Raw genomic sequence first — 19,688 nt, forward strand, 5'->3', positions numbered from 1 at the left:
GTTCATCCATGCTCTTCCCCGAATAAAAAGGCCGCCTGCCATGGCGGACGGCCGTTGTTCCATGATTTGCCGAGGTTCTGGCGCGCGCATGTCGCTCGCTTCGTGATCTTGCCTCCATCGCCTGGACGGCCGACGGCTGGGTTGAAAGCAAAGCGTCGCGCGTTGTCCAGAATGTTATTCTCCTTCTCATCAATGCCCTCGGCGTTTGGCGCTGGTTTCCAAGGGCCGAGAAGGAAGCGAAAAGCTAGCTATCTTCCCAGAGCCCATCACTCGCAGAATCCGTCGCGGCGCAAGAAACCCTTGTTGATGGCGACGGCCGCCTGCGCGCCTTCCGCAATGGCTACGGCGACAAGAAGAACGTCGCGCGACACGTCACCCGCAACATATACGCCCGGGACGCTGGTTTCCTCCGTGTCGGGGTCCGTCACGACGCCCCCCTTTTCATCGCGCTTGCAACCAAGGCGTTTGGAAAGGTCAGACGCCTGATGGCAGCCCGTCGAGAAAAACAAACCTGCCCGGGGCAGATCCGGCCCGCTCCTGAATACGATCTTTGTGAGCTCTCCGTTCGTACCTTCGAGGGATTCAATGGGCTCCAAGCGCAGCGGAATATCGTGCTCTTTGAGTTTTCGATTCGCTTGCGCACTGACCTCAGTTCCATCGCAGCAGGCCACAACATCCGCCATCCAGTGTTTCATCATGATGGCAAGCTCAGCCCCTTTATCACCCTTGCCAAATGCAGCTACGGGCTTCCCCGCGTATTCGAAGCCGTCGCAATATAGACAATGGTGGACGGAAACGCCGTACAGAGGCTTGATCCCCGTTAATTCAGGAAGCTCGTCAACGAGACCTGTCGCAAGCAAGACCTTTGAAGTGCTGCCGGTTGTCCCGTCCGAACACACAAACTCGAATTCATCGCCCCTCGGAATGATGTCGGTTACTCGTGTCCCGCGCACCGAAATGGACTTGTAAAGGCTGAGTTCTTGCCGCGCCTCATCCACGAATGCTGAGGGGGACCGGCCTTCCCGTCCGAGCAGGCCGTGAATCGCGTGGGAACTCAGGTTGCGCTGATGCCCCTCATCGCAGAGCAATGCTTTGCGGTGGCACCTCCCTAGAATAAGCGCGGCGCTTAATCCGGCAGGCCCGCCGCCGACAATGAGAACATCGAATTTCATTGGAAGCCCTTTCGTTGCGCAGACATATAAGACTGCTCGCAACGCTTGGAACCCCTGGTGACCATTCAGGCGTTAGTACTTGGGAAGAAAATCATGCCGCGCGCGAACACAGCGGTTCGATGGAAAGAACTAACGCGAGAGGAGTGGCGCGAACGGAGGCGGCTACGCCGCGAAAAGCAGCGCGAGGACAATATAGGCCGCGCCGCGAAGATGCACCTTGCCCGAAAGGAGTTGGTTTCCGAAGGCGCACGGTCAACGCCTCGTTTGAAGGCGGCCTATGTCGGTTGCTGTGGCTGGCACTACTGGAAATGGCGGGGATTGTTCTATCCCGCGGATCTGCCGGCTTCCGCCGAGTTACCGTTACACCAAGGCGCGGCTGAATGCGATCGTCAGTCAGCTCGATCCTGCGCGCCGCAACGCCGTTGAGTTCCGGCACGCCAGCTGGTGGAATGAGGAGGTTTACAGCGCCTTCCGTGAGGCAGGCATTATCCTCTGCTCTTGCAGCGGGCCACGGCTTCCTGATGAGCTTATCAGGACGGCTGACGGTATACGTGCGGCTGCACGGCCCCAGGCGCTGGTATCAGCATGACTATTCAAAGGACGAGCAGCTGGAGTGGACGAACAGGATTAATGCAAGTGGGGCGAAGAGAGCCTGGATCTACTTCAATAATGATAACGACGCCTATGCGCCAAAGAACGCGACTGCTATGCGGCGCCTGCTAAGCGGCTTTCTTCGGAGCGTCGACCCGTGGTAAAGCGACATCGAACGCAGAGGATTAATTCTCGATTAACACGTACCATTGGCAGCTATGGCGTGCACTCATAAAACGAGAGATTTCCCGTTTTGAGGCCAGAACAGACATGCGCTGGTCATCCGGGAATTTCGCCCTTTGACCCTTAACCGGTCATCGAGCGATCGGCGTTCGCGTATCGGCAGTTAAGGAATATCGGCGGGTCGAAATTACTCCGGCTTGATGTTGGCCGCGCGGATCACTTTCGCCCACCTTTGCGTGTCGTCAACGACGAATTTTCCGAAGTCAGAGGGCGAGAGAACAAGAGGCGTAATGCCCAGATCGGCGTACGCGCCTTTATGCCGGGACGTGCTAGTCCGGCATTGATATGATCGTTGAGCTTCTGGATGATCTCGGACGGTGTGCCCCTCGGCGCCCCCACCCCTGCCCGCCCGTTCGCCTCGTATCCGCGGACCGTTTCGGCAATGGTCGGCACGTCGGGCATTGTGGGTGACCGCGCGGTGGTGGTCACCGCCAGCGCACGAAGCTTCCCGCCCTGATAAAATTCAAGCGACGGGGTCACACTAACGAACATGAGTTGGACTTGACCGCTGATTGCGTCGGTGAGCGCAGGTCCCTCGCCGCGATTGGGTACGTGAACGAGGTTGACGCCAGTCATGATCTTGAACAGCTCGCTGGCCACATGGCCCGGCGTCCCGACGCCGCCCTACCCATGTTGATTTTGCCGGGATTGGCTTTGGCGTAGGCGATGAAGTCCGGAACGGTTCTGGTGGGATGAGCAGGATGCATCACCATGAGTAGGGGGCCATGCACGATCCCGGCGACCGGCGCAATGTCCCGGATGAAGTTGAAGTTAAGCCTGTCGTAGAGCGTTGCGTTGATTGCGCCCGGTGTTAAGGCCAGCAGGAGCGTATAGCCGTCGGCCGGTGCACGGACGACTGCCTCTGTGCCAATGTTGCCGCCGGCACCCGGCCGGTTCTCGACGACGAATTGCTGGCTGGGCCGCTCCGATAACCACTGACCATTAGACGATATTCGAGCAAGCCGCCGGCGATACAAGTGACGCCCGGTCAGGTTGGCTTTTCGTCTCGTTCTAGCTGAGGTTTTTCAAATAAGACCGCGTTCAACAAGGAACGGTGCACCTCGATCTTTCCGTTGTAGCTAATCAATCCCAGCTTGCGAAATTTGTTTAGGAAGAAGCTCACCCGGGATCGGGTCGTCCCGATCATCTCCGCCAAGGTTGCTTGATTGATCGAAGCATCGACTGGCGTTGGCTTACCATTTTTTCCGAAATTGGCCAGCAGAAGAAGAAGGCGCGCGAGCCGCTTCTCGCTCGAATTGAATAGCTGGTCGATCAAATCTTCTTCAATGCGATTGCTCCGGGTCACCAGGTAAGTCACGAAAAGTTCTGCAAACTTGGGCTCCCTACGGAGCGCCGCTACCATCGCCTTCCGCGTTATCGAGGTGATAAGGCATTCCTCCATTGCTCTCGCGGTTCCAACGCGGACCGCCTGACCATTCAGACATCCCTCGCCAAAGAACTGCGCAGGTTCCAATATGCCGACGACTGCTTCTTTCCCTTGCTCGGAAACAACGGTCACCTTGACCTTGCCCGATTGGATATAAAAAATCTTATCGGCCTCTTCGCCTTGGGTGTAGATGATCCGACCCTTACGGTACTTCTCTATCGTTTTTCCGGTCCCGACTTTAGCGAGGAAGGCCTGGGGATCGAACTGTCGCTTTGCTGACTTCACAATGCCCTCCTTTGGACCAGTGACGCCTAAACACTAAAAGTGCGGTGTTGTGGTCAATATTGACCAGCGGATCAGTTTCCTACGTGAAAAAATGACCCCGTCAGTGCCGGTGTCCGGCAGCGTGTTGCGCACCCGCCTGATCCAAAAGGGTGCCCGCATGCTCGGCTCTCATGCGTTACCAACCGGCCCGCCGCTTAGCGTCATAGAGCGCCCGCGCTGTAAACACTGTGAGGCTCGAACGAACTTGGCCGGCATTGCGTCCGGACCAGCGGGCTACGAACTCCGCACCTTTGAGTGCCCCAGGTGTGATCGTTTCCAGCGAACTCTGGTGGTCAGCGACCCCATGAGCGGCGACGCGAGCGGGTGGCTTCGCGGCGAGCTTAAATCCCCGGACTAGATTTTGGCAATCTCATGGAAGATTAAAAATGTCCGCTGAAGTAGCTCCCTCACCACCCCGGGTCCTATCCAGTTCCAGATCCGCCCGTTGCTGCGGCGTTACCGTGGTGCAGCGGATCACGCCTTCACGAACGGGTTACGAGCATTGGACGCTGCGCTGCACACGATGCGGCCACATCCAACAAATGCAAGTTGTATCCGGCCCATCGCAAACCGAACCGCTCGATTGGTTTGAGGAAGAATTGGTGTCGCCAAAATGAGACCCAACAAGCGTAACAGGAAGAAGGTTACATTTTTGACGGCCGACCAGTTGGAAGAGCAGGCAGATGCGGCCGCGAGTGAGGCGAAGCAATTGCCTGACGGCGAGGCGAAACAGGATGCGCTTCGCAGCGCAGCACAATTAAGAGTATACGCCACCATGAAGCGCGCACTCACACCACAAACCGTCAAATCGAAATGGTAGACGCGGATCGAGCGGATTACATAACCCAATTCCCGAATTCGGCGCAGGTTGCAGCACAATGAACAATGTACTTTCCTACGCGCTACGCTCTTTCCAGCGCAAACCCGAGAGAACCTCCACCGAGGTGGATGCGATAGCCAACGCAGTCCGCGTCGCCCTCGGTTGGCCTGACGAGGAACAAGCCTTCGAATTGCCCGGGCGGCTATTCGAACAACTCCCATTTGCCGTTTATGTCTGTGACCGGGACGGTCTCGTTCTGCGATACAATCACCGCGCTGCCGAACTATGGGGCCGGTCGCCTAAACTCAGCGATCCTAATGAACGGTTTTGCGGATCGTATCGAATGTTCCGGCCCGACGGGAGTCTGTTGCCGCACCACCAATGCCCCATGGCAGATGTGCTGCGTACCGGTATTTCCGTGCGCGAACAGGAAGTTCACATCCAGCGACCTGACGGCTTGCGCGGCGTCGCGCTCGTTGACATCGAGGCAATCAAGGATAACGGTGGAAACGTTGTCGGTGCCGTCAACTGCTTCCAGGATATAACTGAGCGCAAACGCAGCGAGGCGCAGATCGTCAATCTCGCGCGCGAGGCAGAGCATCGAACAAAGAACATCTTGTCCACTGTGCTAGCGACGGTGCGTCTGTCCAATTCCGATACGTCTGATGGTCTGAAGCAACTGATCGAAGGGCGCATCAATGCCCTCGCAAAAGTCCATACGCTGTTCGTGGAATCCCGTTGGGCGGGACCCGAGCTTCACCGCCTGGCCACGCAGGAGCTTATGGCTTACAGCGGGGAGATTGAGGCACGTGTGCGAATTGAGGGGCCAGCCGTAATGCTGGAGCCGAGTACAGCTCAGACTACTGCAATTTCCCTGCACGAGCTCGCGACCAACGCGGCAAAATACGGATCGCTATCGGCAGCGGGTGGTCACGTTGACCTCTCATGGTCCCTTACAGCAGACGGAAGGCTCAGCTTCCGCTGGATCGAATCGGGTGGCCCGGCCGCCACGCCGCCCACGCATCGCGGGTTCGGCACACGCATTTTGGAAAATATGATTGGCCAACTCAAGGGTGAGGTGCATTTTGATTGGCGCGACCGAGGGCTAATTTGCGAAATCTCCTTGCCGCTTGCATAGGCCGATACGGCTGCTCAGCCATCGCTTAGGCAAGAAAAGGCCGCCCGGAGGCGGCTAGTTCTTGGTCATCACTCTTGCCTATTTTTTGAGGGCGTCAGCGGCGTCCCGCACTGCATCCTTCACATCTCCCGCGGCGTTGTGCGCGGATCCCTTGGCCTTATCAATCTTGCCTTCGGTTTCCAGGTCCTTGTCATTACTGAGCTTACCGGCACCTTCTTTGATGGCGCCTTTTGCCTTGTCGGCAGCGCCCTTCACATGTTCGCGATCCATGGTCGTGTTCCTTTGCTGTCTGAGATAGGGGCAACGAAAGAGTTACGCCGCCGTTCCTCCGAAAACATGCGCACACACGACTTCTGAGTTTGGCACTTTTGAGACATGCTGACTGGGCTGACAAGGTCCGTTTACAGGGGGAGACCGGAAGTAGTTGGCCGACGGCCAAAGTGACGCGATTGACCCTAAAGCAGCGTATTGAGCTCCCGGCCATCGCGGGGAGATCCCGTGCGTGAGCGCACGCTTAATCTCAGGATTAATCTATGCGTTGGCTAGATCAAACCTCACCCCTAGGACGGCAAGAGCGGCTGACAGCAGCCGCTCTTTTTCGAAGTCGAAACTGCACGCCCGGGTTAAGCGGTGCGCCGGATCTCTTCCATACTTTGTTTGATCTGCTTTCCGGCGTCGTCGGCCATTTTGAGCGACATGTCGGCTATCCGACGGCTGCTCTCCAGGGCGGTTTCCACGGTCTCTCGCACCATGTCACTTTGTACGGCTGCAAAGTCCTGAGGAGTTCGGCAGGACCACAACTCATTCATGTGGTCCATGTTCTTCTCGACTTGATGCCGAATCATCTGGAAGTACTCTTGAGACATTCCACCCACTACTCTGGCAGCAGCTGTACCAGTGTAAAGCAGTGTTTGCGCGTTGCGCGCCGACCGTTCCGTTGCCTTCGTTGCCTGTTGCACCCCTTCTCCTGACACGCCGAGCGTGCGACCAAATTGCTCGGTAGACCGTCCCATGGCCGAGGTCGCGGCTTCCAGGCCGAAGCGCCATGCGTTCTGCAACGTCTCGACGTTTTGCTTGAGCAGGTTCGCACTCGCTCGAGCCACTTCCTCCCCGGCTTCAGCCGCAGCTTGCCCCACACGCGCCGTCTGATCAGCTGCAGCTTGTCCGATACGGGTGGTCTGCTCAGCAGCACTCTCGCCAGCGCGGCGGGCTGCGTCTTCCATGCCTTGCGTAGACTTGTCCTCCTGGCGGGGATTTGCCATCTTTGTTCTCCACTGATTGGTTGACGACTTGCCGCAGCTCCTTGCCAAGAACGCGATCTGGGTGAGACCGTTCCTAAGCCCGCCATTCTTTTCCGCCGGTGTCGTTAGGACGACGGATTGCGAGGCGTCCGGCCGTTAAGCGCGGAGGTCATTCCGGGAAAGCTTTCCAATATTTCCGCGGACAACTGCAAGACCGATCTATTGATGGAGAACGAATCTCAAAATCAATAACTGGCTCTACGAAGGGAGATCATATCTAAGCGCTGGCGTGGTCGCTCGTAAAATAACCTCCGCGCGCGAGAGACAAGTTGAAGTCTTCTCATGCGGCTGGGCCGCTAGGTCGCGCTAGGCCACCGGGCGCGGGCTAGCCGCACCAGTTCGGTGCGCTGACATATCTTGCAGCGATACTGAATAAGATCATTCCCCTTGTCATCAGGATCAATCTTCTCAAGCGTCATCGTTTGATTGCAGTCAATGCAAGTCAACAAATCGGGCAACCTGCTCCGGTTATCGTTCATATGAGCCGTAGCCGCCACGGGCGTGTGTCCCTCTGCCGCAGTTCGACTAGCAACATATCGTTATGGCGGATGTTCCTAAGCTATCCGCTTGTTGGCGTTACCGCTTGCCGCAACAGGAGGCCGGGCATGAAGTTGGTTCATATTGGATGGTTTAGGGGAAGCAACTGGCATTGGGCGACGATTCTGGCTCTATTAATCTTGGCCTTCCTCCCGGACAAGCTCGCCGCGCAGGGGCTTCCGGTTGAAACCGGCTCGCATGTGTCGGTCGCCCTATTGTTCGCCGGCGCCATCGTGCTCGGGCTGGTGATCGCCTACGGCATCACGCGAAACAGGAGCCGGACGCGCTCCGAGAAGCAGATTACCGAACAAGCAACGAAGGACCTTTACGTGAGAGAAGAGCGCGACCGGGCAAACTCAGGCAGCGAGTAACCGACCTGAAGCAGACCGGCGAGGAGGCTGAGGCCACTCGTGAAACGACAAGAGGTGGAACCGGTGGGTGGGACTTAGAAGCTGATGGAGAACCGTTCCAACGAAACGAGAGAAGCCGACGTGCTGGACAAGCTCCGGCGTCACGTTCGTATTTTGGCCGATATCGGACGAATTGCGAGTGCGAGTGCGGAGTTAAATCATTTCCTGGACCAAGCCGTCGTCCAGATCGCTCGGGCAGTCGAAATACACCATGTAAAAATTCTTCGATATCGTCCCGAGACGTCGGATCTGCTCCTCGTCGCAGGTGTCGGATGGAAGGAAGGTGTCGTTCGCACAGCTACGTTGTCCGCAGACCTGCGTTCACCGCCTGGGCGCGCATTTCAAACGGCAGAGCCGGTCAGCATCAAGGATTTCAGAGAGCAAGATGAGTACGTCCCGTCAGATTTTTTGAAGGAGCATGGCATCATCTCAGTGGCCAATGTGCCTGTGCTGATCGGAGGTGCGGCATGGGGCGTGTTGGAGGTGGATAGTACTTCGCCTAGAGACTTCAGTGAGGATACGAGTGATTTCCTATCGTCCGCTGCGGGCCTCATAGGCTCCGTGCTGCGCCACCATGCGCAGCCGGATAAAGAAGCACGCTTGATGGCTGCGGCTACCGAGGCTCAGAAACAAGAGATTCTGCTTCGCGAATTGCAACACCGTGTCAAGAATAACTTCCAGCTCGTTTTGTCCTCTATTTCCATTCAGAAACGTCGGTATCAAGGTCTGGAGGTTCATCGCGCGCTGGATCATGTTGCAAGTCGCATCAACGCCATTTCACTCGCACACGATCAGCTCGCATCGCGACACGAAGGCAAGACAGTCAGACTGTCAGATTACATTCGCGCTCTTAGCAGCGCAATCCGTCAGCAGATCGACGGCGTCGAGATTGACGTAGAGTCGGATGAACTTGAATTGAGCATTGATCGAGCCTTGCCGGTTGGTCTCATCTTGAATGAAGCAGCAATGAACAGCATCAAACATGCATTTGGCCCGGATGCGGGCAAGATAAAAGTGAGATTGGTCGGAGGCATCGGTTATGGGGAGGCCCGCCTCACCGTTTCTGACAACGGACGCGGTATCCGTCAGCCGAGCGAACACGGGTCCGGACTTAAACTAATTGCTTCTCTTGCAAGACAGATCGGCGGCACCATTGAACAGGAAAGTTCAGATTCCGGGACGACAACGACGCTCACGTTTCCGTTGATAAATTGAGGGTCATAGTCGGAATTATTCGCGCCTAAATCGAGCGAGCATCAGTTAACCGTTCTCTTGAGGAATCAGGCAGGGTGGTAGGAATGTTTGGTTGGTTCAAATCCGAGCGGCGCGAGCGCCGGAAGAAGGTTAGACAAGATCGCAAACGGCTTGAAGTAAAGGCGCGGCGATTCCTAAAAAGCTACCTAGAAGCCGATGAAGCGCGAAAGCCTGAGTTCTATCGCGCCGTTGAAGACATCAGCAAGAGGTGCCGTCCCCCCGATCTAGATTTTTCCCAACCAGATTTGAACGATAGGCAAATTGCCGAGGCTACCTCGAAAGCTGCGATGCGGATGGTTTTGGAACGTGAGAACCGCCGAGTCGGAGACTTCTTGACCGATGCCTGTGCAACGGTAGCGGTCGCATATCATCGTGCCGCAGGGATCTACGAAGCCGACGCAGACATGCAAGAGTTAGGAACTGCCGCTGTCCACCTGCTAACGATGGCAACCTCCTATACCAACGCACAGAAAGAATGATTTACGGCAGTCAATTCAGAACGCTGTCGGCAATCATTGCAAGCGCTGCCGCGCAACAATGGCGGGAGGGTTCAGTCTCGAAAGAACGTCTGTATCGGCTTTTTTAGAAAAAGCGGCCCGCCGAAGCGGGCCGTCTGGATGTCTTATTATTTAACGCAGTCCACCGCCGTACAGGGCTCGTTCCTTCCGAACCTCCTCAGCGCCGTAGGGTTTGCTGGCAGGATCGAACGATTTCCACCCAGCCTTTTGCCAGGCGGCACTCCGGTCGCGCAGGTTGATGGCTGACTCGTTCAATATTGAATCGAGGCGCGACCGGTCCGCGTCGGCCACTCGTGCCGACACCAGCGTGCCTCCACGACGGACGCCCTCGGCGTAGGAGTGAGCATCCTCTGCCGAAACGCCAGCCTCCGTGAGTGCTCCGACAATACCGCCGGTAGCTGCTCCTGCGGCCGCGCCAACCGCGGTCGCGGCCAGCCAACCAGCTGCGACAACGGGGCCGAGGCCGGGGATCGCAAGCAATCCGAGCCCTGCAAGAAGGCCGGCCGTGCCACCTACGCCCGCACCGATGCCGGCGCCTTTCCCGGCACCTTCGGCGCGATCGTCGACGCCATCGCGGTCGCGATCCACCTTCTTGTCGGTGTTGAACCAGCTGTCTGAATTATTGGCGACGATGCTGATGTCCGAGTGCGGCACGCCTGCGGATTCGAGGCGCCGAACAGCCTGCTGAGCGTCATTGTAGTTGTCGTAAAGACGAGAAATTGTAACGGTCATGCTAACCCTTCCTTATTTGGCGGGATTGACGTTGCCTTGAAAATCGACGCTTACCGCAGTGGCTGCCCCGCCCTTGCTGGCTTTGCCGCGCCAGACACCATTGTCGTCCTTTTTCAGTTCGGTGACGTTGGCGTAGCCCGCATCCTCGATCTTCGACTTGGCTTGCCCTTCGGTGAAGCTATTGCGACCAGCGACAGGAGAGTTGGAGTTGTTGTGCCCGGGGCTGTTGACCGCGCTGTTGTTCGGTCCCGACTGCGCAGGCGGATTTTGCGCGGAAGCCGTGGTAGCTGCCAATAATCCAATACAAATGAAAAGAAATGAGCGTTTCATAGTTTTCTCCGGAGTTTCAGGAGCGAGCGTAACCACTCGCTACCGCTTTAGTTCCTAAATCCTGTGAGTTAGGCGCTTACGCGCTTTGCTAGGAACTCCCACCGCTTGAGTGCGTCGGCCGGGATATCGTTCGCGCGGCAGTGGAGCGCCTTCCTGATCGTAATGGATGCGCACAGGCCGAAACGTCTGCACCATGCGAACTCCAATCGTGATTTTGGCCGAACCCGATATTGCGATCATCGTTCGATCGCTTCAAAATCCAGCCGAACGTATCCAAGCCGTCCTTGCGTCTAGGCCGAACGTTGCATGAGGGTCCGAAAGAGCCGAGATAGAATGGGGGTCGAAAAGTCCACCTCTCGAATTGGCTGACCATCATTCGAGCGACAATTCAAGCATCTTATCGTGAATCGTGGCGTGGCCATCTCGGAACACTTCAACGTTGGCGTCGTTCCGCCTAAACCTCATCCCGTGCCGGAGCGACTTCGTTGATCTGTAAAGATCGCCGGTAGTTCAAGCAGCTCATCCGCAACAGCGAAACAGCGGGCCTCCAGGAGCGCTTGTTTGGCAACCCACCTGTAAGAAGCCCGGCGGCTGCAATGCCTGCTCCGCTCGCGGCTTCGGCGTCGTACGGAGTGTCTCCGATCATGACGACTTGCCCGGCTGATATCCCGAGCTTTCCAAGCGCCAGCCCCACTAATCGTGGATCCGGCTTGCCATGTTCAACGTCGTCCCCGCATGCCATGGCATCGATGAGATCATCGATATTCAGTAGCGAACGGTAATGGTTGAGTTCAGGACCCTTGCAGTCCGTGGCGAGCGCAATCCTGCCGCCGCCCTCCCTTAGTGCCTCGAACACATCCCGCACACCCGCGAATGCCTTAACGCTTCCCAGGTATTTGGCTTGGTAAATTTTCCTTTTGGCTTCCAGCACCTCCTGCCGCTCGCGCGCGATCAGGTCTGGGGCTACGAGCTGAAGGGTTTGATCGCCGTCTAGTCCGGAATAAAGTTGCAGGAGCTCGTAGGGAACGCTAACCCCGAAGTCGCCCAAGCACACCTGAAGGCTCAGCAGGTTCTGCGGCACGCTGTCCACAAGCGTGCTTTCGACATCAAATATGTAACCGCTAAACAGCATACCGCCTCCGCCGCAGAAAAGTGGCCGGAGTCGCCCAGCATGTCCTTGATTGACGCAGCAACTTGCCCCTCACCGCCTCACGACCGAAAAAACGCCGGCGACCGCGATTGCGATCGATGATGGGGCCTATGGAGAAGACGGAATAATAAGCCAGCGCCGCGCCCTGACGCGCGTCCTTTATGGCTCGACTAATTTCCCGCAGCATCACTTGCAATCGACCATAGCATCGCGAGCCCTTTCACCTTCTCAATGGGCGACATCGCGAGCGGTTCCAAATTTGAACAAACAACGCCTTGGATCGAGATGCGGGACAGCCCAGTGTAAAGCTTGAGGGATACGAGGAGCATTTTTGGAACGTATCCATCCTGCTGCTGTTGCGCTCAGACGACATGGACCCGTGAATGTGCATGCCGATCCATAAGGAGAACCTAATGCGCGCACTGTGCTGGCACGGAAAAGGCGACGTTCGGGTAGACACCGTTCCCGATCCCAAAATCCAGCACCCCCGCGATGCCGTCATCAAGATCACCGCCTGCGCGATCTGTGGTTCCGACCTTCATCTGTTTGACGGCTATCAGCCCACCATGGAGAGCGGGGATATTCTCGGGCATGAGAATATGGGCGAGGTTATCGAACTTGGCTCCGAAGTCACGAACCTGAAGATCGGTGATCGCGTCGTCGTTCCATTCACTATCAGCTGCGGTCAATGCTGGTTCTGTCAGAAGGGTCTGTTTTCGTGCTGCGACCGCACTAATCCGAACGCCGAAGTGGCAGCCAAAGCCATGGGACAATCGCCTGCCGGGCTGTTCGGCTTCAGCCACATGCTAGGCGGATACGCGGGCGGCCAGGCCGAATATCTCCGCGTCCCGATGGCCGATGTGGGCCCGATCAAGGTGCCGGAAAACATAACCGACGAGCAGGCGCTATTTCTGTCAGATATCTTCCCGACCGGCTATATGGCCGCGGTCAACGCACAGATTGAGCCAGGCGATACCGTGGCGATCTGGGGCTGCGGTCCTGTAGGGCAGTTCGCGATCCGCTCCGCCTTGATCCTGGGCGCCGGCCGAGTCATCGCGATTGACGAGGTGCCCGAGCGATTGGCCATGGCGGAGGCCGGCGGCGCTGACACGATCGATTTCTCGAAGACGGACGTCTACGACGAGCTCATGAGACGAACCAATAAGCGTGGTCCCGATAGCTGCATCGATGCGGTTGGTTGCGAAGCGTCCGGTCACGGCGCGGCCGACGCAGTTCTCGATAGGGTCAAGGCAGCGACGTTCTTGGCGACGGACCGCATTCACGTCCTCCGCGAGGCAATCATGTGCTGTCGCAAGGCCGGCACGGTTTCCATACCCGGGGTTTACGTTGGCATGGGCAACGAAATTCCGTTGGGTGCCGCGATGAACAAGGGTCTCACCATCAAGACCGGTCAAACTCATGTCCAGGCCTACACCCAGCCGCTCCTCAAACTTATCCAAGCTGGTGATATTGACCCGAGCTTCGTTGTTACACATCCCGCGAGCCTCGAAGACGCGCCGGCTATGTACAAGAAGTTTCGCGACAAGGAAGACGGCGTCATCAAGGTTGTCATGCGCCCGGGTAGATAGTGCTTGGCAGAGGCCGTAACAGTGTATTTCTTTTTTTTCCAACCGTTGGGCTGTCTTTGGATCGCTATTGCTCTCGGCCTTGGTCACGGTCGCTCTACTTTTATGTTTGGGAATGCTGCGCTTCTAAACCCTGGCGGCCGAATGACTGGTCCTCGTAGCGGAAAGTGGCTTCGGCTAGGAACAACTCAACGGCAATCTCGTTTGGTACCGGCAATTTAACCTGGAGGCTCCTATGGCTAGAGAGAAAGAACTGAAAGATCTGTTTCTTGATACACTGAAGGATATCTACTTCGCCGAAAAGAAGATCCTGTCCGCCCTGCCGAAAATGGCCAAAGCCGCGCAGTCGCCGAAGCTTAAGGCTGCGTTCGAAAAGCACATGGCCGAAACCGACGGCCAGGTCGAGCGGCTTGAGCAGGTATTCGCGTCGATCGACGAAACGCCGAAGGGCAAGACCTGCGATGCCATTATGGGAATCATTGAAGAAGGCAAGGAAGTTATGGACGAGTACAAGCGTATGCCCGCCCTTGACGCTGGTCTGCTTGCTGCCGCACAGGCCGTCGAGCATTACGAGATTTCGCGTTATGGCACCCTCAAGACCTGGGCAAACGAATTGGGTTACGCCGACGCAGTGAAGTTGCTCGATGCAACCCTGAAGGAAGAGAAGGCAACGGACAGTGCCCTGAGTCAGCTCGCGGCATCCGAAGTCAATCAGCACGCCGAAACCGCGAAAGCCGCGTGACCAAGCGACCGGATACAAACTACGGACGGCCCCCAGCTACCGCGCTGGGGCCGTTCTACCGATAGATGTGCGTCACTCGGAATCGATCGACGGGCGACCCATCGACGAATAATGGGGTGTCGCTGCGGAGCCAGGACAGATCGAGAGCAGTGTCGATCTTCCGCGCCAAATGATCTTCGGGGACCGCATCGCCAAGACGAAACTCGTAGAACAGTTGACCTTGGTCACCATCATGGATCGACCTCACCGAGAATCGCGTCACCACAATGGAATCACGCCTCGCGGCCTGTCTCAACAGCTTTTGCAGCAAAATTGGCCAAGTGCGGACATCCGCCGTTACTCGGCGCATTCGTTACGACCGTCCGTCAACACTATCCGATACTCACCTCTTTCCGTACTCCGTGAAAACGTAGTCGAGGTTCTGCACCACCGAGTGGCACCCGAACCCGCACTTCGCGTCGTTTTCCTGCGGCGGATTGCTCGCTATAGTGGCGGGCTTAAACGTATCGGACGCCGCGTCATAGTCGAACGCGGCCCATCCCCATCCGCCGCTGTCCGCGAACCTCTTGCTGTCCTTCACCATGAAACCAACGTCATGCTGCGCACCTGGCACCTTTGGCTGACCGGGCCAGGTTTCTTGTATTTTCGGGTTCCAATGAATTTTCGCCATCTTGGCGCCGTCTGGGAAAGGCTTGCCATTGCCGGGCACGCCTTGCTTATAGGCGCCGATGATTACCGGATTCCCTACGGTCACAGCGATCTTACCTCCGTTCTCACTGATCGCGATCACTGGCCAGTCCTCGTATCCCCTGAACTCAGAGAACGCGAGCCCATTCGGTACTTTCACAGTGTATTTGTCCTGCGCGGAAATCGCGACACCAGCCGCCAAAACGGCGATCGATACCGAAATACTGAGACTGATCAGCGTACTTTGTTTCATTGTCGCATCTCCTAACCTCTTTGTTGGAAATTGCGGTCGATTGTTGTCTCCGAGGCTTAGGGCTTCGTTGCCCGTTGCTCACGAAGATTACAACATGGATTTGCGCGTTGCGAAATGGGGGCCTATGCCATGGTGCAGTATTTCTGAACTGTGACGATGCCCGCTATGGGTCGGTCATTAGCGGACTCGGCGGCTCAACTGTTTGATGTCCGCTTTTCCCTCAGCAGGGCACATCGCTGCATCCACTTGTGGTGTCCGAAAAATGCCAACTAGCGACATTGGAAAACTAGGAGGGATTTCCTTTCCGGTAAATTCCGATGGTCGTTCCCACGACGGAGGAAAGGCAAACCATTATTGCGATTGCACCCACTGGATAAATAAGCAGCGAGAGACCTGACAAATCTTCTTCGCCGGTGATCCAACGCCAGCCCGCCAGCGCGGCGAGGATGCAGAAAAGTAGAATGCATAAGAAAACGATCTTCATCCACGATATTGCTGGGGCACGCGCAACGCGAGGTAGGCCGCCCCCAAGCGACGATAGCCGAAAATGAGACCAAAAGGATGATTAGGCCGGTCATTGGACGCATCACCCGGCAAACTTGTTGAAAACCAATCCCAAGCGCGAACAACACGGCCCAATTGGGCCAACTGCAAAGTTCACCATTCTCCTACGAGACCAGCGTTAGCGATTTATATCTCACGCGGTAAGCATCGATGGCTCTGTTGGAGAGGATTAGCCTTCGCCTCTCGCCGTCTCCCATCATTTCCGCAATTTCATCGAGAAGGAAACATGAAGTGTCGTGAGTGAGGTCACCTGATCTCTCAAGCACACTCCAAGCGATTTCGTAAGACTGCTCCAAGAGGTCGGCGTCGTGCATGGGGACGAGAACGGCCATGGACCTCCGTTGTTCCTACGTCGGGGCTTGAAGACCTGGAGAAGTGAGCCATTCCGATATCTGCGACGCAGTAACGGCCTGTCTTGCCTTCCGCAGAAGGCGTTGGCGCTCGACACCAGGGGGGATGAGCTTTGCTTCCGCTCGCAGCCTAGCAGCCTCTGCTTCGAGACGATCTTCCAGGGTTTTGGTTTGCTTAAAGCGATTGCGCTTAATCATGGCGCGTCTCCCTTGTTGATTAGGCGGGAGCGCAACCTGGCGTTCTCATCACCGATAAAAGCCAAAATACCGCGCGGTGACAATGAAGACTACTTCTCCAAAGATGGAGGTGACACAACAAACGTTAGGTTGGAACGCCGAAAGACTTCACAAAGAACTGCATTGAAATGGCGCCGCAACACCCCACATCGATGGGATGAAGCAATCTAATATTCTCAGAGAAAACGCCGACAACTGCCTATGGCTCGCCGAACGTCGGTCGGATGAGCCGTCCTTCAGGCGCTTTCAGTGAATGGCAGCTAGTTGGCGGGCGTTGGCCGACGAACAGGACTGGCTTGATGGCGAAATCCATCCGACCAACCACCGCCCTATTTTCGCGACGTGATATCCCTGTATTCGACATCGGCATAGAACTTTGGCTCTACCCACGTTGCTTTCGGCTTCCAGATGGGTCAGCTTTGACTTCGGGCTAACCACGGTAACGGGCTGCTTTCTGATCTGGCTTGAGACGGTACGAGACCAGCCCTTCCCAACCTTTGCCCATGTAGACAAGGTCTTTGCCTTCCTGTTTGCCGAGATACAGGGCGGCTACGCCGCTGGGGTCTTTGACAAAAAAACCGACGACGGGGAATTTGCTTTTTCTTCTCGGCAAAACGCGTATTAACAGTTTCCATCAGCCGAGACCGTGGTCGAAACCGTAGCTTTCAAGCAGCCTGTGTGGCCAGAAGCGAGTGATTCCAAGGAAGTTGACAGGACACCCCTTCAAGACGTACGCCGAAGCCGAGACAGCCTGTGAGGCCATGCTGGCGAACCTGACCAGATAGCTTCGGTTTCGGCGCAGCCGACGCAAGCATTCGAGCACGAGGTATTGGAATAAACCGCCGCGCCTCAATGATCTGCGGGGCTCTGCAGCGCGCCCCGCTGGTTCTCGACCGCGGCGCCCGATGGTGGCTCAGTGTTGCATTTTGGTTACCCGTGCTTTTGCTTACGAGCGATAAGCTCGGTCTCTTTAGCGGAGGCAACATATGATCGATGTATATTTAAGCGCCAAACGTGATCTGCTCGTTGTGAAGAAGGGATGTCCGATGCCGCCTATTGGAGCGTCGGGGAAATGGCGCAAGAGCAAGAAGAGAGTTATCAAAATCAGCGACGAGATCAGGTCCGCGCTTCAGCGGCAGGGTTACTACATGCGGAAGCTAAGGGACCTGCATAGTAGCAGAGACTAGCGCAGGGTGATCCGTGGCGGTAGCTTTCGATAAATGTGCAATCTCTACAGTATCACTACGAGCCAAGATTCCATTCGCGCTCTCTTCCGCGTCATCAACCGCTACGTCGGCAACCTGCCGCCGATGATCGGCGTATTTCCAGATTATCCCGCGCCGGTTGCCGGAAATCGAACGTTGATATCGCATTGTTACCGTCTCAGGTAGCGTTGTCTGTCCGATAGACAACATATGGCAGACCCCAAGGCAAATCCCGAAAGGATCATGGAGGCGGCCGAGCCACCCAAGGCCGTCGACGCCGGCCGGCCGCTGGGGTGATGGACGTTCGCCTGTTCGATTCTCAGCGAACCTGTCAGGTTTACGGTCACCACGGCAGCGACGGGTGCCCTAGGAACTGGCCTCACCGCGTCCCATTGCCCTCCCGGAGGAGAACGGAGCATCGGCGAAGCTCATGATTGGATCGTTGGGATTACCACATTGGCTGATGATCGCAGGGACGTTGCTGGTCGTCGCCGGCTTTGTTGGTGCCCTAGTCAGCGGAAAGAAGGCGAAGGAAGTTGAGCCGCCTTCCGACGAGCCGACCGATGCTTCGCGCCAGCAGATGCCGCCTTTGCCAAGCCTTCTCGACTCCAGGCCAAAGAACAACGCCTAGTCACTGGTTGGGATTCTCAACGGGTCTGCGGCCATCGGCGCTGTAATCAAAGCGTCACTAACCTGCGGCAGGGTTAGCTAGCCGACATTTCAGCAGCCGACCGGGGAAATACCAATGCCGCCGAGCGAATATACTCCGCTCTGGCCGGCGTTGCGTCAAAACAAAGGAAATAAACCCCACTCGTCAAAGGACGACGATAGATGATTGATCAATAGTTGGCTCGATTGCGCACGCATCGCAAAAATATTCAACGCTATCGCAACTTATTGAAAACGAGCCTGACAGAACTTGAAAGGCAGTTTGTTCAAAAGCGCTTGACGGAAGAGCAATCAAATCTGGAGAGCTTGGCCACTCCCTCCCCGATGACTTTGGCGGGTGGAAAGCCGGTCGTTCGGACAGCCGCCTGGCTTAGGCGATGCGTGCTTGCAAGTGGCCCGTCAGCGTGAGCCGGCGGCGACTTCCCATGATGCGTTGCGCGTTGAACCGACCCGCTGTGAACGACACGAAAATCCGTCGCTGGATTGACTCAGCGACGGCTCCCCGGCCGCCAACCCTGGCGCTGCGCTCCAAGCCCTCGCCTAGCTGTGAAGTTCTGACTTGTGGAGTGGTAGTCGCAATTCTGCGGCTCGCTCCTGCTTTGCTTTCTTTCGAAACTCTCGTTCTTTCCGCTCGAAGTCGATCATCTCTTTTTGCGCCGCTTCAAAAAACCGGTCGCGCGGTGTGACTGCCAATTGTACTTGTCCCGTCATTACGTATCCCTACGATTGCCCCGAGTTTCTCCACCATATCAATTACTGGAACCGCGGGAAGGTTCGATGCCGTAAAATTACGGATTTATGACGACGGCCTTACGCCCCTTGGCACGCATTTCAGTCTGGGTCGTTCTCAGGAACCTGCAGCGTTGCTGAGAGTCGAATCCATCGCTCCCGGGGGATCGTGGAGACAAACCGGGAGAAAGTGGCGGCCCCAGCTATCTCCTCCCAGAGTACTGGGGCCGTTTTCAGGTGCGGCCCGCCAGCGCGATCGGCGGTCGTATTTGGATGACTACGACGATCAACCTACCCTGAGGTTTTCGGCGGATTCTTTTCCGCGGTTGGCCACGACTTCGTAGCTTACCCTCGCGCCCTCATTCAGACTGCTCAGACCTGCTCTCTCGACGGCCGAGATATGGACGAACACGTCCTTGCCGCCCGTCTCGGGCTGAATAAATCCGTAGCCCTTTGTCGCGTTGAACCACTTCACTGTACCTATTGCCACGTCCACTCTCCCCATAGATTCGAATACACGAAAGATGGTGACGGAAATCCGGCGAAAGAAAGAGCCCTCTGGCGCGAAAAGGCCGCCGCTGGGCTGAGACAGCGGCGGCTATTGCGCATTACTCCTCATGGGTATGCGATCCGCGATTGCCCGCGATCCTGCTGGCGGTGAGTTAATGAACGGTTGGCCAGCCCGAACCTGAGCCGGAAGCGAACGAGGATCAGCCGGAGAAGAGGACGGACGATGCGATTTGCTGTTGGACAGGCTTT

The 19,688-nt window shown here is 56.6% G+C and carries 20 protein-coding genes and 4 pseudogenes; 12 read left to right on the forward strand and 12 right to left on the reverse strand.

Going from position 1 to position 19,688, the window contains the following annotated elements; all coding sequences use genetic code 11:
• Nucleotides 1-266 precede the first annotated feature (266 nt).
• Complete coding sequence (locus ACH79_RS00190) at nucleotides 267-1,172, reverse strand: NAD(P)/FAD-dependent oxidoreductase (RefSeq protein WP_161849219.1); 906 nt, start codon at nucleotides 1,170-1,172, stop codon at nucleotides 267-269.
• A gap of 277 nt (nucleotides 1,173-1,449) precedes the next feature.
• Here ACH79_RS00190 and ACH79_RS00195 point away from each other — a divergent pair.
• Nucleotides 1,450-1,927: pseudogene (locus ACH79_RS00195) on the forward strand (DUF72 domain-containing protein).
• A gap of 235 nt (nucleotides 1,928-2,162) precedes the next feature.
• Here the strand turns inward: ACH79_RS00195 and ACH79_RS44950 are convergent.
• Together ACH79_RS44950 and ACH79_RS00210 are read right to left on the reverse strand one after the other, a co-directional pair.
• A pseudogene (locus ACH79_RS44950) lies at nucleotides 2,163-2,983 on the reverse strand (tripartite tricarboxylate transporter substrate-binding protein).
• Between the two features lie 11 nt (nucleotides 2,984-2,994).
• A complete protein-coding gene (locus tag ACH79_RS00210; RefSeq protein WP_161856146.1) occupies nucleotides 2,995-3,681 on the reverse strand; it encodes a Crp/Fnr family transcriptional regulator in 687 nt (228 codons plus the stop codon).
• 649 nt (nucleotides 3,682-4,330) lie between these two features.
• Here ACH79_RS00210 and ACH79_RS00215 point away from each other — a divergent pair.
• Nucleotides 4,331-4,537 (forward strand): hypothetical protein, encoded by a 207-nt coding sequence (locus tag ACH79_RS00215; protein WP_161849222.1) that lies wholly within the window; start codon nucleotides 4,331-4,333, stop codon nucleotides 4,535-4,537.
• A 58-nt stretch (nucleotides 4,538-4,595) separates the two neighbouring features.
• Nucleotides 4,596-5,675: a sensor histidine kinase gene (locus ACH79_RS00220; RefSeq protein ID WP_161849223.1), complete on the forward strand. Its 1,080-nt coding sequence runs from the start codon at nucleotides 4,596-4,598 to the stop codon at nucleotides 5,673-5,675.
• Between the two features lie 78 nt (nucleotides 5,676-5,753).
• Here ACH79_RS00220 and ACH79_RS00225 read toward each other — a convergent pair whose 3' ends face one another.
• Nucleotides 5,754-5,945 (reverse strand): CsbD family protein, encoded by a 192-nt coding sequence (locus ACH79_RS00225; protein WP_161849224.1) that lies wholly within the window; start codon nucleotides 5,943-5,945, stop codon nucleotides 5,754-5,756.
• A gap of 353 nt (nucleotides 5,946-6,298) precedes the next feature.
• A complete protein-coding gene (gene phaP, locus ACH79_RS00230; RefSeq protein WP_161849225.1) occupies nucleotides 6,299-6,937 on the reverse strand; it encodes a phasin family protein in 639 nt (212 codons plus the stop codon).
• Nucleotides 6,938-7,581: 644 nt separating this feature from the next.
• Here phaP and ACH79_RS42795 point away from each other — a divergent pair.
• From ACH79_RS42795 to ACH79_RS00240, 3 genes are all read left to right on the forward strand, one after another.
• Nucleotides 7,582-7,884, forward strand: coding sequence for a hypothetical protein (locus tag ACH79_RS42795; protein ID WP_202639384.1), 303 nt, complete (start codon nucleotides 7,582-7,584; stop codon nucleotides 7,882-7,884).
• Nucleotides 7,885-7,968: 84 nt separating this feature from the next.
• On the forward strand, nucleotides 7,969-9,138 hold the full coding sequence (locus ACH79_RS00235) for a sensor histidine kinase (RefSeq protein WP_161849226.1): 1,170 nt from the start codon (nucleotides 7,969-7,971) through the stop codon (nucleotides 9,136-9,138).
• A gap of 83 nt (nucleotides 9,139-9,221) precedes the next feature.
• Nucleotides 9,222-9,656, forward strand: coding sequence for a hypothetical protein (locus ACH79_RS00240; protein WP_161849227.1), 435 nt, complete (start codon nucleotides 9,222-9,224; stop codon nucleotides 9,654-9,656).
• A gap of 150 nt (nucleotides 9,657-9,806) precedes the next feature.
• Here the strand turns inward: ACH79_RS00240 and ACH79_RS00245 are convergent, their stop codons facing one another.
• The 3 genes from ACH79_RS00245 to ACH79_RS00255 form a co-directional block, all read right to left on the reverse strand.
• Entirely contained in the window at nucleotides 9,807-10,427 is a 621-nt protein-coding gene (locus ACH79_RS00245; RefSeq protein WP_161849228.1) for a general stress protein, read from the reverse strand.
• 12 nt (nucleotides 10,428-10,439) lie between these two features.
• Entirely contained in the window at nucleotides 10,440-10,757 is a 318-nt protein-coding gene (locus ACH79_RS00250) for a hypothetical protein (RefSeq protein WP_161856147.1), read from the reverse strand.
• 454 nt (nucleotides 10,758-11,211) lie between these two features.
• Nucleotides 11,212-11,889, reverse strand: coding sequence for an HAD family hydrolase (locus ACH79_RS00255; RefSeq protein WP_161849229.1), 678 nt, complete (start codon nucleotides 11,887-11,889; stop codon nucleotides 11,212-11,214).
• A 431-nt stretch (nucleotides 11,890-12,320) separates the two neighbouring features.
• Between ACH79_RS00255 and ACH79_RS00260 the strand changes: the two genes are divergently transcribed.
• On the forward strand, nucleotides 12,321-13,496 hold the full coding sequence (locus ACH79_RS00260) for a zinc-dependent alcohol dehydrogenase (RefSeq protein WP_161849230.1): 1,176 nt from the start codon (nucleotides 12,321-12,323) through the stop codon (nucleotides 13,494-13,496).
• Nucleotides 13,497-13,728: 232 nt separating this feature from the next.
• The gene (locus tag ACH79_RS00265) at nucleotides 13,729-14,235 is read left to right on the forward strand and encodes a ferritin-like domain-containing protein (protein ID WP_161849231.1); all 507 of its coding nucleotides are present in this window, start codon (nucleotides 13,729-13,731) and stop codon (nucleotides 14,233-14,235) included.
• Nucleotides 14,236-14,617: 382 nt separating this feature from the next.
• On the opposite strand, the gene ACH79_RS00270 is transcribed toward ACH79_RS00265, so the two are convergent.
• On the reverse strand, nucleotides 14,618-15,175 hold the full coding sequence (locus ACH79_RS00270) for a cytochrome P460 family protein (RefSeq protein ID WP_161849232.1): 558 nt from the start codon (nucleotides 15,173-15,175) through the stop codon (nucleotides 14,618-14,620).
• A 286-nt stretch (nucleotides 15,176-15,461) separates the two neighbouring features.
• Nucleotides 15,462-15,659 carry a hypothetical protein gene (locus tag ACH79_RS00275; RefSeq protein WP_161849233.1) on the reverse strand — a complete coding sequence of 66 codons (198 nt, stop codon included), beginning with the start codon at nucleotides 15,657-15,659 and terminating at the stop codon, nucleotides 15,462-15,464.
• A gap of 514 nt (nucleotides 15,660-16,173) precedes the next feature.
• On the opposite strand from ACH79_RS00275, the gene ACH79_RS00280 reads away from it, so the two are divergent.
• The 4 genes and pseudogenes from ACH79_RS00280 to ACH79_RS00285 all read left to right on the forward strand — a co-directional run bounded on the left by ACH79_RS00280 (nucleotide 16,174) and on the right by ACH79_RS00285 (nucleotide 18,162).
• Nucleotides 16,174-16,497, forward strand: a complete 324-nt coding sequence (locus ACH79_RS00280; protein ID WP_161849234.1) for a hypothetical protein — start codon at nucleotides 16,174-16,176, stop codon at nucleotides 16,495-16,497.
• A pseudogene (locus ACH79_RS43550) lies at nucleotides 16,484-16,672 on the forward strand (hypothetical protein). The gene ACH79_RS00280 and the pseudogene ACH79_RS43550 overlap by 14 nt, the downstream one beginning before the upstream one ends.
• A gap of 874 nt (nucleotides 16,673-17,546) precedes the next feature.
• A pseudogene (locus ACH79_RS43560) lies at nucleotides 17,547-17,681 on the forward strand (SOS response-associated peptidase); the annotation flags it as partial.
• A gap of 280 nt (nucleotides 17,682-17,961) precedes the next feature.
• Complete coding sequence (locus ACH79_RS00285) at nucleotides 17,962-18,162, forward strand: hypothetical protein (RefSeq protein WP_161849235.1); 201 nt, start codon at nucleotides 17,962-17,964, stop codon at nucleotides 18,160-18,162.
• A 578-nt stretch (nucleotides 18,163-18,740) separates the two neighbouring features.
• Here ACH79_RS00285 and ACH79_RS42800 read toward each other — a convergent pair.
• Entirely contained in the window at nucleotides 18,741-18,911 is a 171-nt protein-coding gene (locus ACH79_RS42800) for a hypothetical protein (RefSeq protein WP_202639152.1), read from the reverse strand.
• A 304-nt stretch (nucleotides 18,912-19,215) separates the two neighbouring features.
• Complete coding sequence (locus tag ACH79_RS00290; RefSeq protein ID WP_161849236.1) at nucleotides 19,216-19,434, reverse strand: cold-shock protein; 219 nt, start codon at nucleotides 19,432-19,434, stop codon at nucleotides 19,216-19,218.
• Nucleotides 19,435-19,688: the final 254 nt, after the last annotated feature.

The organism is Bradyrhizobium sp. CCBAU 051011 (assembly GCF_009930815.1).
Lineage (GTDB): Bacteria > Pseudomonadota > Alphaproteobacteria > Rhizobiales > Xanthobacteraceae > Bradyrhizobium.